The organism is Exiguobacterium sp. s21 (genome assembly GCF_018617975.1).
Classification (GTDB): domain Bacteria; phylum Bacillota; class Bacilli; order Exiguobacteriales; family Exiguobacteriaceae; genus Exiguobacterium; species Exiguobacterium mexicanum_A.
On record NZ_JACSLF010000001.1, the window covers coordinates 415,899 to 431,427 of the forward strand.

Sequence of the window (15,529 nt, forward strand, 5' to 3'; positions counted from 1 at the left end):
TTTTTGTTATTCGAAAAAAATTCCGTCATTCGACTTGTAAATCGAATTTAATTTGATATTATAGTGTAGAGATGGAAAAAAATTCGATTTAGAGGTGACGATATGCAAATCGGTTTGATTGGATTAGGCAAGATGGGATACAACTTGGCGCTCAACTTGAGCGACCATGGCCACACGGTCGTCGGGACAGACGCCGGGAACATCGAGGCGACATCGAAGTTTGAGATCGTACCAACGCTCGAAGACGTCATCAACTCGCTCGAGACGCCACGCGTCATCTGGGCGATGGTGCCGGCCGGTGACATCACCGAGGCCGTACTGGCAGAACTGCTCGAGAAGCTCGAACCGGGTGACATCGTCATCGACGGTGGGAACTCGAACTACAAGCTGTCGGTCGCACGCGCCGAACAGTTCAGCGCCAAAGGCATCGCCTTCTTCGACTGCGGGACGAGCGGCGGCACGGAAGGTGCCCGCAACGGCGCCTGCACGATGGTCGGTGGTGACGCCGACGCTTGGCCGACGATCGAACCGATCTTCAAAGATCTCTCGGTCGAGAATGGCTACTTGTATACGGGACCTGCCGGCAGCGGCCACTTCTTAAAGATGATCCACAACGGCATCGAATACGGGATGATGCAGGCGATTGCCGAAGGGTTCGACATTTTGGAAAAGAGCCCGTTCGATTACGATTACGAGCAAGTCGCCCGTGTCTGGAACCACGGATCGGTCGTCCGCTCATGGTTGATGGAGTTGACCGAGAACGCGTTCTCGAAAGACGCGAAGCTCGACGACATCCGCGGCGTCATGCATTCCTCAGGGGAAGGAAAATGGACGGTCGAGACAGCGCTCGAGTTACAGGCAGCGGCCCCGGTCATCGCCATGTCACTCATGATGCGCTATCGCTCGCTCGAGGACGACACGTTCTCAGGGAAAGTTGTCGCCGCGCTCCGCAACGAGTTCGGGGGCCACGCAGTCGTCAGGAAATAACCGCAAGGAAAAGGTCAGGGGTGGCCTTTTCCTTTGTAAATATTTGTAAACGGTTACACATACGGTAAAGGGGGAAATACATATGTCGGGTTCGACACTCATTTTAATCGCAGTCGCAGGGTTTTCTTGCTCTTATTCTTAGTCATGCGGACGAAGCTCCACGCGTTCGTCTCACTTCTACTCGTCAGTTTGCTCGTCGGGGTCGCTGCCGGTATGCCGCTCGGGGACGTCATCGCCTCGATTCAGAACGGGATGGGCGGCACGCTCGGTTTCGTCGCCGTCGTCGTCGGTCTCGGCGCCATGTTCGGGAAGATGTTAGAAGTATCGGGTGGCGCGGAACGCCTCGCCCAGACGCTCGTCAATAAGTTTGGAGAAGACAAGGCGCAATGGGCACTTGCCCTTACCGGCTTCATCGTCGCCGTTCCGGTCTTCTTCGACGTCGGCTTCATCATTCTCGTTCCAATCGTTTACGGCCTCGCCAAAAAGACGGGCCGCTCGCTCTTGTACTACGGGATTCCGCTCCTTGCGGGTCTCGCCGTCACGCACAGCTTCATCCCGCCGACGCCTGGTCCGATTGCCGTTGCCAACTTGATTGGTGCCGAGCTCGGATGGGTCATCTTGTTCGGGGTCATCGCCGGGATTCCGGCCGCGATTTTGGCCGGTCCGGTTTTCGGAAAATATATCGCGAACAAGATTCAAGTCAACATTCCAGACTATATGGAATTCGAAGAGATCGAAACGTCGAAAGAGCTGCCTAGCTTCAAGATGATTGTCTCGCTCATCTCGATTCCGCTCGTGTTGATTCTCGCGAACACGTTGTCTGCCGTCTTATTAGAAGAAGGAAACAGCATCCGCACGTTCTTCACGATCATGGGTCACCCGTTCGTCGCCTTGACGCTCGCGACGTTGCTCACGTTCATCTTCCTCGGCACACGCCGCGGCTATACACGTGACGAAGTGCAAGAGATTGCGACGAAAGCGCTCGAACCGGCCGGGATTATCATTCTCGTCACCGGTGCCGGTGGTGTGTTCAAACAAGTGTTGATTGACTCAGGTGTCGGTGACGTGCTTGGGGAAATGATGGCCGGGTCACCGCTACCGGCGATCGTGCTCGCCTTCTTGATCGCGACCGTCGTCCGTGTCGCCCAAGGATCGGCGACCGTCTCGATGGTCACGGCGGCAGGACTCATCACACCGCTTCTCGAACTTCAAAATATCACCGGTGCCGCGCTCGGCCTCATCGTCATCGCGATTGCCTCTGGTGCGACGGTGTTGTCTCACGTCAACGACTCAGGCTTCTGGCTCGTCAACCGCTACTTCGGTTTGGATGTGAAAGATACGCTCAAATCGTGGACCGTCATGGAAACGATTATCGGATTGACCGGCTTCGCGGTCGTCTTCTTGATTAGCTTGTTCATTATTTAAGTTAGGAAGTGATGTGTGTGTACACGATTGGCGTCGATATCGGGACGACGAGCACGAAAGCCGTCCTGTTCCATAACCAGCAACAACTCGCGGTACATAACGTGTTGTACCCGCTCCTCACCCCGGACACGGAGACGGCCGAGCAAGACCCGGTCGTCATCTACGGGGCCGTGCTCGAGGCAATCTCTGCCGTCCGTGCCAGAGCCGACGGGCCGATCCGCTTCGCTGCGTTCAGTTCGGCGATGCATAGCTTGATTGCGCTCGATGCGTCGGGTCGCCCGCTCACCCACAGCATCACGTGGGCCGACAGCCGGGCCAACCCGTATACGCAAGAAATCAAACGTGAGTTCGATGCGAGCGCGCTCCATATGCGCACCGGCACACCGGTCCATCCGATGGCGCCGCTGTCGAAGTTGCGTTGGTTGAAAGCGGAGCATCCGGACGTGTTCCAGCAGGCGACCAAGTTCGTCTCCATCAAAGAGTACGTCTTCTATCGCCTGACCGGGCGCTTCGTCATCGACCACTCGATCGCCTCGGCGACCGGGCTGTTCAATCTGAAAAATTGCGACTGGGATGCGGAGGCGCTCGCCGTCGCCGGAGTCACGCCCGAGCAACTGTCCGAGCTCGTACCGACGACGGAGATTTTAACGCTTAAATCGGATGTCGTTGCAACGCTTGGCTGGGACTTCCCGCTCGTCATCGGGGCGAGCGACGGGGTGTTGTCAAACCTCGGGGTTGGGGCGTTCGAACAAGGTGTCGTCGCCGTCACGATCGGGACGAGCGGTGCCATCCGCACGGTCGTCCGGGAACCGGTCGAGGACCCGAAAGGTCGCATCTTCTGTTACGCCTTGACCGACAAGCATTGGGTCATCGGCGGGCCGGTCAATAATGGCGGCATCATCCTGCGTTGGCTCCGCGACGAGTTCGCGGCGAGCGAGGTCGAGACAGCGAAACGGCTTGGGATGGACGCGTATGATGTGTTGACCCGCATCGCCGAGACGGTCAAGCCGGGATCGGACGGCCTGTTGTTCCATCCGTATTTGATGGGTGAACGGGCCCCGCTCTGGGACTCGAACGCACGTGGCTCGTTCTTCGGCTTGAGCATCCACCACAAGCGCGAGCACTTCATCCGCTCGGTGTTAGAAGGCGTCATCTTCAACTTGTATACGGTCATGCTGGCGCTCGACGAATTGACGGGTGCGCCGAACCGGATTCACGCGACGGGCGGGTTCGCCCAGTCAAACCTGTGGCGCCAGATGATGGCCGACATCTTCGATACGCCGGTCGTCGTGCCGGAGAGCCATGAGAGCTCGTGTCTCGGTGCCGTCATGCTCGGAGAGTATGCGTTCGGCGATATCGACGACTTCACGGCCGTGCCGCAAGTGACGCATGAACATGCGCCCAATCATGAAGCAACAACGATTTACCGGGAGTTGCTGCCGATTTATATCCGGCTCTCCCGCCATCTCGCGGAAGAGTATGAAGCGATTGCCGCGTTCCAGCGGAAGTATGTATAGGAAAAGGCCGAGTTCATCGCGAACTCGGCCTCTTTCATATTCAATATATTTTTTATAACCCTTCTAAAAAGTTTACTAAGGTATTCAAAGACTCATGTTCAAGATTCCAATAACCTCTCTGAGCTCCTAAGCCTAAATTATTTACAATACTAGGCATTGAAGCTAAGAATACTAAGGTTTTAGCCTTTGATAAATTTTTTGGCGTCTCCACTGATTGATTATTTTCAATTTCCTCTATGTGCCGATTCGTCAAACTCATTATAGGATGGGATTCTTGAGTTTTTAAACACAGATCTTCTAACATAGTCCCTTCTTCATTACCTGGCATAATAAAAATACCTACCCGAATTTGATTAGTAGTGTATTTTAATTGAGTTGTAGGACGAGGCAGAGAATTATTTGAAAGAATTGAACAAATACTCATAAAAGCACTCTCCTGGGAACCATCAGAATCTCTAATGATTGCAATCGCTTCTACTTGTTCGAAACCAGTTCTATTTTTCAAAGCTGGAATTTCATGTCTAAATTTATCCACGCCTCCTATTTCGACTATCTGAATATCATCTTTTATTCGAGATAGCGAAGAATTATTTTTAAGTAACGCTTTAAAAAATTCTATTTCATCTTTACCTTCAACTAACAAAAGTTTTTTCTTGGTAATTTCCGAAGACACTTGTTTTATTACAGCGTTAGGTAGAATCGGCATTAACGGACCTCCCAACCATTATTTAAAGCTACCTCAAGAGAATCATAAGTAAAAGATTTCCCCACTTGATGATTTTCTTTCGAATTTTCAAGCCTATAATACTTAAACCCACTTCGTTGATTCTCTGAAATCCCATTCACAGCAGCTATTAAACATTCGTAACTATGAGTAGTCGCGAATATTTGGCAATTGTATTCATTAGCTACATCACTTATCATTTTCCACACTTTAGGCAGCATAGAATAATGAATTCCATTCTCTACTTCATCTATAAGTACAACTCCATTTTTATAAGACATAATTGAAATTAAAATAGTTAAAATCCTTCCAATTCCATCTCCCATATAATTTATCGGTATTTTTTTACCAATTCCTATGTCACCATATAATAACGAAGAGTTATTTGATAGTGTTATAGACGTAACACTTTTTAATCGAGGCTCTAATATTTTTAAAAAATCAACAATATTAGATGCCTGATCACTAATATCTAATTCACCAAAAAGAATTGCATTTTCACTAGGGTGCATATTTTGTTTTGCAGATAAAAACCTAATATTTTTATCTGTCTTTTTCCCATTTGATACATTTAATTCAAGACCATTTTCCTTGATTGATAACTCGAATATTTGTTTCGGATTTGAAGAACTACTTAGTTCTAACTTTAGTGAACTGGAAGAAATTATGTTGTCATCCAAATTAGAATCGTTGAAATTCTTTAAAGCTACTCTTTTTGATAAATCATCATTAAATCTAATTACTAAATTCTCAGGCGAAGATCCAGAATTTTTAACACGTATTTTTATTTTTTTATTTAAATCGTAACTATTAAATATCGGGGCGAATAAAAACTCTTCTTTAAGCGGCAATTCGCTTATACCTCTCCAACCATATTGTCTATTTAACATATTGGGATTTAATCTGTCATAAAAAAGAAATAGCGCTTCCAAAATACTAGTTTTACCTGCGTTATTTTTACCACCAAACAAGTTTATTCTCTCCAAATTGTCTAGTTTAAGATTCTCTATCGATTTGAAATTTTCAATTTCAATTTCTCTTAACATAATTACCTCCATCACATTAATTTTACTAGAAACACTTCTTATATTTCCTTATAATTCATTTTACATTTTTAAACGCGACATAAATACCATTTTCATACTAAATAATTCAATTATTTTTCGACGTTTTGTTAATAAAAAGGGAAATACATGAAGACACAAATTTGAGAATGCAAATCTGTGTCTTCATGTATTTTATTATTGATTTTTTTTGTACGTCACCATGACGAACTGTCCGGACGCGCGTTGGCTCGTCAGTCTCAATTTCGTCTCTTTCGTGCCTTCCAGGAAGAGCGGAATCCCTTCGCCTAATACGACCGGGGCGATGGCAATCTCATAGCTGTCAATCAAGTCGTGCTCCATCGCCGCCTTGATGACCTCGCCTCCCCCAACGAGCCAGATGTCCCCGTCGACGTCTTGCTTCAATCGTTCGACGAGCTGCTCGATCGGCTCATCCGTGAATGTGACGTGCTCGGCTTCCCGGTCCGGGCTGCGTGTCAAAATGTAGTTCGGAATCTTGTCATACGGATAACCGTCCGGCTCAAGCACGAGCACTTCCTCGTACGTCTTCCGCCCCATGATGACCGCGCCGACCGTCTTGAAAAAGTCCGCGTAGCCGTTGTCCCCCTCCCCCTCGACCGCGAACAACCAATCGAGTTGGTCGTTCGGGCGGGCAATCTTTCCATCTAAACTCGTCGCGATATATAAGACGACGTTTGCCATGATGAATTCCTCCTTGATTCGTGATACATTCAGCTTACTCGACAAACACGACAAAACATGACGGGAATGGATAAAATGAAAAAACGACATCTTCACTTGATTCGATTGTTGAATCGCGGGCAACGGTTCACAGCGGATGAACTCGCTCTTGAGACAGGTGCCTCGGTCCGGACGATTCAACGCGACATGCTGACGCTCGAGGAACTCGGCTATCCGATTTGGAGCGTCCCCGGAACGGGTGGCGGTTATGAGATGTTGCCGAACCGGTTGTTGCCACCGCTCCAACTCCGGGAACAGGAAGCGGTCGCGCTCTACCTCACCCTCAAATGGATGGAACAGATCCCGGACGTACCGTTCGGGGACATGCGGGATACACTGTCCGATTGGTACGTGAACGAATTGCCGCACGACCTCGAGACGAAAATCGCCCGGCTCGAAAAGAATATCCTCTGGCTCGGAAATAAGACCGTCCCGTCAGCACCGTTCACGAAAGACGTCTTTCAGGCGGTCGAGCAACGACGGAATATCGAGATGACATACGCCACGACGAAAGGCAGCCGCACGTTCACTGTCGCGCCGGTCGGGATGGCGCTCCTCGATTTGAAATGGTACGTGTACGGCCTCTCGGATTACGGCCTGCGCCAATATCGCATCGACCGGATTGAAGCGATGCGCCTGCTCGATGAGACGTTCGAAGCGGACGACTTGGCGACGCTCCTCGAGGCGAGTGACGAACGAAGCGGTGTGACCGTTCGGCTCAAGCTCACCCCGCTCGGCCGCCGTCTGCTTGAAGACGTATTACCCGATATCAGCGAAAAGAATGAGTGGGACGTGCCGGAAGCCGAGCTCCCGTTCTTGTCGCGGCAATTACTCGCGGCCGGGGCGGAAGTCGAGGTCTTAGAGCCGACTGAACTGAGAGAGATGATGCGGGAGCACGCCGAAAGGTTATGGGATATGTATGAATAAAAAATGGGCTCAAACCGGGAAAGGTGTGAGTCCATTTTAGGTCTATTTCTGTTGAAGCTGACGAACAGACTCAAGGAGCCGCTCGGCATTTTTAGGACTCTGCAGCACATACATCGTCTCCATCAATCGATTGTATTCTTGCTCAGGCATGATGACCGCATTGCGACCATTCTTTCGGACGATGGTAATCGTTTCGCTATTTTCGTGAACTTGATTCAGGACTTTCTTTACGTTTTTTCTTGCTTCTTGATAAGTAAAGATTTTCATTGCAACCACACTCCTTCCCTGTACTAATATTAGTCTCGGATACATTCTAACCGGTCTAAAATTTTTATAAATCATATACCCTTTTCTAAAAAAAGAATTGTTTTGCGAAGAGATTCGTATAATGATAATTAATAGTATTTCATTCCATTTTAAGAAAGGGAATTTATAAATGAACCTAAAGTTTCCATATTCGAACCTGCTAACTTTTCTACTTATTTTCACTCTTTTTTTAACCCAAATTGCGATTCCACTCGTCACTCATGCTGAAGAGCACCCGCTTACGGTCGAACCATTTTCTATAAACTCCACAAAAGTTAAAGTCAGCGGAAAAGCCGAGACACTTTATGGCGTCTATGCTAATAACACATATGATGAATACCGCACTGACACGGCCGGAAATGTAGAGATTCTTTTTCCTAACGGTCCTAAAGGCGGCTTTCATTTATATGAGGTGCAACCTTCCGGATCAATCAGTCAAAGTCAATTTTTCGCACCAACTATCAAAGGCAGTATCTCTGAACCTTCGTTTTTAGGTATAAACTCAAAAAATGAAGCTGTCTTTTATTCTTATCGTGCGAATGTTCACGTAAAGGCTGGCGATGAAGTATTTAGTGAGTACGAGACTTTAACGATTCCTATGTCATCTTTGGAAAACTCAGTCGTAAAAGCTTTCAGCTCAACGGAAAACGCATTTTCTCAAACTGTCACTTTCGATCTAAACGCCTCTGATTCGTTTCAATTTCAATTAGATAAAATGCTCGTAGGCTCGCATATCTTCAAAGGGTACACGTTGCCTGGTTTACAAATTGGAATTTATGAAGCCGACGGGGAGAATCTTTTAGCGACTACTCAAGCCGACAAAAATGGTTTCTTTTATGAGAACGTAGGGGAAAATCGGGTGCTGGATATATTTAATGGCGCGTCAGGGGATTATATTTTTTCGTTCCAAGCAAACTTTTTTCCTGATCAAGAAAAGATAAAATTTGTCTCACCTAAAGATAAAGTTGGAGCCCCTGATTTTTACGTAGCGCCTTTTAAACAAGGTGATCGCTCTATCAATGGATGGGCACCTCCAAATAGTAAAGTAACCTATTTGTCTAAGCCTAGCGGAAATCCTGGTTCTTGCTCTATTCCGGACAGTGGTGTGTTGAGCTGTTCATATCGGTTGGAAAAAGAGACAACATCGATTCACGTTACAATCACGCCACCCAAAGGACAATCTTTCACTATCCCGATTGAAGTGAAAAGAAATTCTCTGCAAGTTTCAGCAGTTTCCTTGTCTGACCTATATATCGAAGGAAAGTCAACACCTTACGATATCATTCGCGTTAACACGAACCATTTACAGAACCTTTCTCAACGAGCTGATGAAAATGGTGATTTTAAGATTCGAATCCCTAAAGCTCAATACGGTGATTGGTACAAAGTGAACTCAGAAAGCATGTCGTACTACAAACCAATAGATTTAAATATTCCGGATACTCGAAAATTAGAAATACCTACGTATTCAATCACTAACAATGATTTTAAGATATCTTTAAAACACGATAAGACCACGAAACCTGACGCAAAACTAGTGATTGAAAAATCAAACGGGACTTTCCAATCCTATGCTCCAACGAGTACGGATGTGTCGGACCAAATCTATCATTTTTCTTTCCCTGATTTAACTTTAAACAACGATGATGCGTTTCGAGTGACCGTCTCTGATGGCATAACCGCATCAACTTTTGTAGAAGATATAATTACAGGACGAGACGTGATGATTAACCCGCTGACTGATGCGGACACAAAAATCACAGGTACGACATCACCTTATACGCTTGTGACAACCGATGTATCCAGCACAAGCGCATTGAGTGATGCTACAGGTAAGTTTGAACTCCCGCTCAACTCGTCAAGTGAATTGCCGAGTCAACTCATTACAATGAATGAGAAAAAAACTCAAACATATACGACACCTTTGGTATTCGAAGACGTGACAGCACCCTTTGTCAGCTCACATGACTATATGACAGGCACACTCTTTTTAACTCTTAATGAAAAAGATGTCTCCATCCAACTGAAAACTTATGACGCTCTTGGAAAAGTTATTCAGACTGAAGAAGCGCACACTGATTCAACGGAACATATCTTCCACATGCTGAATCACCCACACGAAATCAGCAAAGTTGAATTAATGTTAACAGATTCTAAAGGGCATGCATCTAAACCAATCGTGCTTAATATTCCAAAAGCCGAGAATAGCTTATCTATTGGTAACGTTACCGAAGGAGCACCTTACGTTTTAATCTCAAACGGAAGAATTGGCGATACAATTGTTGTCGAACACAAAGGGAAAATCTATGAACACCGTAATACTGAATGGACTGAAACGTCTCATATCATAATTCCGAATTTAGAAACCGGTGATCAACTTACCGCTTTTATTAAAGGCAACCTCGATAAAGTTACGACGCAAGTAGGATCAAGTAAAGTTAGACAGTCAATTTCCTCTGATCGCAAGCGAGTCTCGTTTGTCTATTATCCTGGGAAATATGAAGAAATATATTACCAATGGATTCTGATTGATGAAAACAAAAATACATTTCCTATGACAGAAGAACAAACAAAAGGCGATACAAATACGGCATTGTATTTCCCTACATCATTGCCAAAAGATCATTCTGTTCGTCTCATCATTAAATCGAAAAATGGTCAAATTTTTTATGACTTGACGAAACAATTCGATTCTCCCGATATGCCTGCGAATCCAATGAACATCTCTTGGACAGACCAGACAACTCACTTGGAACTCAATATTGGGGGCATGTCTACGGTAGAGGCATGGTACAAAGGACAGAAACAATTTACGGCCGAGGCAAATTATGAAGGAAAAGTACGTCACACGTTGCCAACTTCACTTAAAGCAGGTGATGTATGGACATTTGTTATTAGAACCGCTTTAGGTATTTCTTATTCCCATGAGGTAGTCGTAAAAGATGCAACTCCTCCAAAGCTATTGTCGCTCGACATCCCTCGTACGGATCAAGGGGATTATGTAGGTATGACTGAACCAGGAACCCGAGTCTATATCGCAGGAATAAATGAAGAGCGACTATACACACCGGATGCTACAGGGAGATTTGTCATCCCAGCAAAAGACTACGATTTCAACCAAGAATATTTGTATATGATGTTACGAGACGACAGTAAGATTGAGACTCAAATTCAAGTACCTCGGAAATTAGCAACAGAACCCGTCATTGCCGGAATCACAGTCCTCCGTGGTCAAACGATGCGAAATGCCGTTGTAACAGCACGCATTAACGGTAGCGACTATTCAGCTACAACGTCCTATGACGGCAATTTTGAAATCGCTGTTCCTACCGGTGTGCCACACACTAAAATTAAGTGGACAGTCGCTGTAGGTGATCAGATTTACGAATTTCCAGAGGAAAATGTACTTGGCAAGCTCGCTAAATTCACGACAGATCCATTCTTACCTACCCACAGCTTCATCAAAGGCAAAATGACAGCTGGAACTAGAATAGAGGCGACGGTGGCCGGAAAAATAATCGGCACCAGCGTTGCATCAAATGATGGGACTTTTTCAATCCAAGTTCCGAAACAGATCGCTGGAACGGTAATTACTTTACACGGATATCGATTAGGTTATCAATCAAAGACCACAAATGTCTTCACACTCAACTTATTCCCGACTTGGTCTTTGGGTGCCATAGACTCAGCAGACACTTATATCTCAGGTAAAGGGTTGGTTGGTTCATATGCTCAGGCGTATGCTAATGGTCGAGCAATCAGTTCGAAAGTGAAGATCGGTTCTTCTGGAACGTTCAAACTCACTATTCCGAAACAAAAAGGTGGGACATACATTACCGTTAAATTGGAGCGTTCGGGCTATGCTTCGAGTGAGAAAAAGACTAAAGTACTTTTCAATTTCACAGGCCACACAGTCAATTCAGTGACACGAAAAATGACAACATTGACGGGTAAAGGAACATCAGGATCGGTGATGACAGCCTATGTGGGAAGTCGAAAAATTGGTACTTCTGTAAAAGTTAGCTCGAAAGGAACGTATCAAATTCGAGTTCCGCTTCAAAAAGCAGGTACTAAAATCACAGTGAAACAAACCAAATCAGGTTATGTCACTAGTGCCAAAACAACGACCGTGTTGAATGTCTTTTCAAAATTGACAGTGAATCCTGTCACCCGCTCTCACACATACATGTCAGGAACAGCCGATAAAACTGCGACTGTTCAGGCCTATGTAGGTAGTAAGGCAATCAGTAAAAAAGCAACCGTTAATAGTAAAGGACAATACCGATTAACGATCCCGAAACAAAAGACAGGCACCACAGTCAAAGTCGTCTTGCAAAAATCAGGTTATCAGTCGATGAGTAAAACAATTAAAGTGAAGTGATTTCAATAAAAATGAAATTTAAAAGGAGTGTTCTCATGACCAAGCTATCGTTTTCAAAATTATTCGTCTCAATCAGTGTCATCTCATTGTTCGTCATCATGGTGTATCTTAACGTCTCGACGCTCGAGCTGAACGAGACGATCGGTTCAGGGCTGTTCTACTTGAAAGGCTATTATGAGGAAGGCAACATGATCGTCACCGAGCAAGGGATTGGCATCATCACGCTGCCGCTCGCCATCGGTCTCGTCGCATCGATATTCATCAAAGGCGCTCAATTTTATCGTGCCTCGTCGGTTACGAACTAACCTTTTTATCTCGGACAAAGAGCCCAACCGTAAATCGGTTGAGCTCTTTTTTCAATTCGCTTGGTCCATCTCTTTATGCAGTTTGAGCAACTCATTCTTGTACAAATCCGAGCGTCCTCCAAAGATGGCCTGGATGTTATTTTTCACTTTCACGACCCCGGCTGCCCCGAGTGCCTTCAACTCGTCCTCATCGATTTGGGACACCTCTTTCAATTCGACACGAAGACGTGTGAAACAGGCATCGATATCGATGATGTTGTCACGGCCACCGAGCGCCTCTTGAATGGCAAGTGCCGTCGTTTGGATTGATGTCTTTCCTGATTTCTTTTCATTGTAGTCTTTGCGGGTAAACAGTTTCGTCTCTTGTCCCCCTCGGCCCGGCGTCGCCAAGTTCCATTTTTTAATCGCGAACGTGAAGATGCCGTAATAGACGAAGAAGAATCCGGCCCCAACGACGAGGTTCATCCACCAGCGCGGCGTCCCTGGCAACACATTCACCAAGACATAGTCAATCAATCCCGAGCCACCGGCCCAGCCGATATGGGCGTCAAGAGCGTACATGAGTGCAAACGACACCCCTGTCAACACACTATGCGCGACGTAAAGAAGTGGTGCAATGAATAAGAACGTGAACTCGATCGGTTCGGTGATCCAGGTCAAGAACGCCGTCCCTGCCGCTGCGAGCAAGAGGCCACGCACGACGGGACGCTTGTCCGGGTCGGCCTGACGGTACATGGCGAACGCCGCTCCAAGAAGACCGAACATGACGATCGGGAACTTACCGGCCATAAAGCGTCCGGCCGTCACGTCGACACCTTCTGCGATTTGAGCGAGGAAAATATATTGGTCCCCGCTCACAATCGAACCGCCAACCGTCGCCGTGCCGCCAAGTGACGTCCATAAGAACGGTGCGTACCAGATGTGATGTAATCCGGTCGGAATCAATAACCGTTCGAGCATTCCGTATAACCCGACGTAAGCCGGATTTGTCGCATCACTCGCGATGACATTCGCCATCGCTGTGAGGCCGGTCTGAATCGGCGGCCAAATGAGCATCATAAAGAAACCGAGCAAGATGGAGAAGAATACCATGACGATACCGACCGAACGATCTCCGGCGAAAAAGCCGAGCATCTCTGGCGGGTTGAACGTGTGGAATTTTTTATATACCCAGACCGCAAGCAAGCCGACCGCGATCCCACCGAGCACACCCGTCTCAAGTGACGGGATACCGAGCAACATGCCGTACTCCCCGCTCTCAGCCGCCATTTCCGGTGTGATCCCAAGGGCAATCGAGATCGTCGTGTTCATGATGACGTAGCCGACGAGTGCGGCAAGTGCCGCAATTCCCGACCCGCCGGACAGACCAACCGCGACGCCAATCGCAAAGATGATTGGCAAGTTGGCGAAGATACTCAACCCGATTTGAAGCATCCCGGCACTGATCGCTTCGACCGTCCCGTTCTGTAAAAACGTCCAACTTTCTGCAAGCGGACCTGTTAGCGCCGCGCCGAGACCAAGTAAAATACCGGCCGCCGGCAAGAGCGCGACTGGTACCGTGAGCGCCTTCCCGAATTTTTGAAATACCCCGAACCATTGACTTATTTGATTCACTCCTCATGTGTAAGCGTTATCAATTCACAAAACGAACAAAGGGGAATAACTCCCCTTCGTCTTTAGCGTGCGATCGTCTCCCGTTGTTTGAGGGCCGGCCAATAGTTTTCGTTCTCGTTAATCAAATCGTCAAGGATTTGACGGGCGACCGGCGCATCGACGACGGTCCGGTTGAGCGTGAGTGCCTGGAGTGCCTTTTCATAGCTGTTCTCGAAATAGGCGTCGACGACGAGCTGTTCGTAGGCGAGCTGTCCTTCAATCATCCCTTTGTAGAAGCGAGGAATGTGTCCGAGAGCGAACGGCTTCGGTCCACGGTTCGTGAGCATCGCCGGCACTTCGACCATCGCATCATCCGGCAAGTTAGCGATGATGCCGTCGTTCTTCACCATGACGATGAAGATGTCGCCATTGTTGTAGGCGAGTGACGCTGCGACGCGAATCATGTAGCAACCGTGGATGTCGACTTCAAGATGCACGTTCTCAAGTGAGTCGTCAGCGATGATTTGATCGCACATCGAGAAGACCCGTTGCTGGCGGCCGTTGATGACTTGACGGGCCCGCGTGTTCTCCACGTCTTCCTTCTCCACCATGTCGGACGGATACAAATAATACTGAAGATACGTGTTTGGCAAATATTCCGGGAAGTCGGTGAGCATCTTCTCGACTTGCTTGAACGTCTTGATCCAAGATGGGTCGTTTGCGATCTCTGCGTCTTCTGGGATGAACCCGTCCTCTAAGATGGCGCGCTTGATGTCTTCCGTCAACTCATTGCCTTCTTTGTCATAGATGCCTGTGAACCAACCGAAGTGGTTGAGGCCGAAGTATTCCGGCACGAGATCCCAAATCTCTTTGCCGAGAATCTTCGCGTAGCTTACCATGATTGCGGCCGGCATATCACAGATATTCAAAATCTTTTTGTCATTCGGGTAGGCACGCTTCAACGCCTCGGCGACGATTGCGGCTGGGTTCGTATAATTTAAGATCCAACCGTCCGGTGAGCCTTGCCGGATGTCTGCGACGAGATCAATCATGTCCCCAATCGACCGCATCCCGTACGACATCCCACCCGGTCCACACGTCTCTTGTCCAACCACGCCGTGACGGAGCGGAATCTGTTCATCTTTCTCGCGCATCTCCAGGCCGCCCGTTCGAATTTGAACGAAGAAGAAGTCCTTGTCGCGGAAGGCGTATTCTTTGTCCGTCGTATACTCGAACAGCTCGAGCTCTGGGTAATGCTCACGCAAGATGATTTCAGTCGCTTTGGCGACACGCTCCTGGCGCTCACCATCCGTATCGTAAAACGTGATGGAACGTAGTGGGAAGTGAGCTTTCTCTTCAATCAAGCTCATAATCATACCGATTGTGTACGTGCTGCCGCCACCGACGACGACGAGGCGTTGTCCTTGTTTCATGTGTGCGTTCCCCTTTCGAATACATATCTTATTGATTACAATACAAATTTAATATATATTATTTTAAACGTCAACAATATTTTTGAAAACATTTTACTTTGTGTATACTAGAAGTATGAATTTAGG

At 47.3% G+C, this 15,529-nt stretch carries 11 protein-coding genes and 1 pseudogene; 6 read left to right on the top strand and 6 right to left on the bottom strand.

Annotated elements, in window-relative coordinates:
* Nucleotides 1-102 precede the first annotated feature (102 nt).
* The 3 genes and pseudogenes from gnd (at nucleotide 103) to gntK (ending at nucleotide 3,929) form a co-directional block, all read left to right on the top strand.
* Nucleotides 103-987 carry a phosphogluconate dehydrogenase (NAD(+)-dependent, decarboxylating) gene (gene gnd, locus KNP06_RS02120; protein WP_214787714.1) on the top strand — a complete coding sequence of 295 codons (885 nt, stop codon included), beginning with the start codon at nucleotides 103-105 and terminating at the stop codon, nucleotides 985-987.
* An 82-nt stretch (nucleotides 988-1,069) separates the two neighbouring features.
* Nucleotides 1,070-2,412, top strand: a pseudogene (locus KNP06_RS02125) (GntT/GntP/DsdX family permease).
* 11 nt (nucleotides 2,413-2,423) lie between these two features.
* Nucleotides 2,424-3,929, top strand: coding sequence for a gluconokinase (gntK, locus tag KNP06_RS02130; protein WP_214787717.1), 1,506 nt, complete (start codon nucleotides 2,424-2,426; stop codon nucleotides 3,927-3,929).
* 52 nt (nucleotides 3,930-3,981) lie between these two features.
* Here gntK and KNP06_RS02135 read toward each other — a convergent pair whose 3' ends face one another.
* The 3 genes from KNP06_RS02135 to KNP06_RS02145 all read right to left on the bottom strand — a co-directional run bounded on the left by KNP06_RS02135 (nucleotide 3,982) and on the right by KNP06_RS02145 (nucleotide 6,419).
* Nucleotides 3,982-4,635, bottom strand: a complete 654-nt coding sequence (locus KNP06_RS02135) for a DUF3226 domain-containing protein (protein WP_214787720.1) — start codon at nucleotides 4,633-4,635, stop codon at nucleotides 3,982-3,984.
* Nucleotides 4,635-5,699 (bottom strand): AAA family ATPase, encoded by a 1,065-nt coding sequence (locus tag KNP06_RS02140; RefSeq protein ID WP_214787722.1) that lies wholly within the window; start codon nucleotides 5,697-5,699, stop codon nucleotides 4,635-4,637. Before KNP06_RS02140 ends, KNP06_RS02135 begins: the two co-directional genes overlap by 1 nt.
* A 195-nt stretch (nucleotides 5,700-5,894) precedes the next feature.
* Entirely contained in the window at nucleotides 5,895-6,419 is a 525-nt protein-coding gene (locus KNP06_RS02145) for a dihydrofolate reductase family protein (protein WP_214787725.1), read from the bottom strand.
* Nucleotides 6,420-6,494: 75 nt separating this feature from the next.
* On the opposite strand from KNP06_RS02145, the gene KNP06_RS02150 reads away from it, so the two are divergent.
* Complete coding sequence (locus KNP06_RS02150; RefSeq protein WP_251131534.1) at nucleotides 6,495-7,385, top strand: helix-turn-helix transcriptional regulator; 891 nt, start codon at nucleotides 6,495-6,497, stop codon at nucleotides 7,383-7,385.
* Between the two features lie 42 nt (nucleotides 7,386-7,427).
* On the opposite strand, the gene KNP06_RS02155 is transcribed toward KNP06_RS02150, so the two are convergent.
* On the bottom strand, nucleotides 7,428-7,652 hold the full coding sequence (locus tag KNP06_RS02155) for a type II toxin-antitoxin system Phd/YefM family antitoxin (RefSeq protein ID WP_214787732.1): 225 nt from the start codon (nucleotides 7,650-7,652) through the stop codon (nucleotides 7,428-7,430).
* Between the two features lie 169 nt (nucleotides 7,653-7,821).
* Between KNP06_RS02155 and KNP06_RS02160 the strand changes: the two genes are divergently transcribed.
* Both KNP06_RS02160 and KNP06_RS02165 read left to right on the top strand, forming a co-directional pair.
* Nucleotides 7,822-12,072, top strand: coding sequence for an Ig-like domain-containing protein (locus KNP06_RS02160; RefSeq protein WP_214787735.1), 4,251 nt, complete (start codon nucleotides 7,822-7,824; stop codon nucleotides 12,070-12,072).
* 35 nt (nucleotides 12,073-12,107) lie between these two features.
* Complete coding sequence (locus tag KNP06_RS02165) at nucleotides 12,108-12,377, top strand: hypothetical protein (protein WP_214787738.1); 270 nt, start codon at nucleotides 12,108-12,110, stop codon at nucleotides 12,375-12,377.
* A 51-nt stretch (nucleotides 12,378-12,428) separates the two neighbouring features.
* Here the strand turns inward: KNP06_RS02165 and KNP06_RS15455 are convergent, their stop codons facing one another.
* Together KNP06_RS15455 and KNP06_RS02175 are read right to left on the bottom strand one after the other, a co-directional pair.
* Complete coding sequence (locus KNP06_RS15455) at nucleotides 12,429-13,991, bottom strand: PTS transporter subunit EIIC (RefSeq protein WP_353048583.1); 1,563 nt, start codon at nucleotides 13,989-13,991, stop codon at nucleotides 12,429-12,431.
* 62 nt (nucleotides 13,992-14,053) lie between these two features.
* Nucleotides 14,054-15,403, bottom strand: coding sequence for a 6-phospho-alpha-glucosidase (locus tag KNP06_RS02175; RefSeq protein ID WP_214787740.1), 1,350 nt, complete (start codon nucleotides 15,401-15,403; stop codon nucleotides 14,054-14,056).
* Nucleotides 15,404-15,529 lie beyond the last annotated feature (126 nt).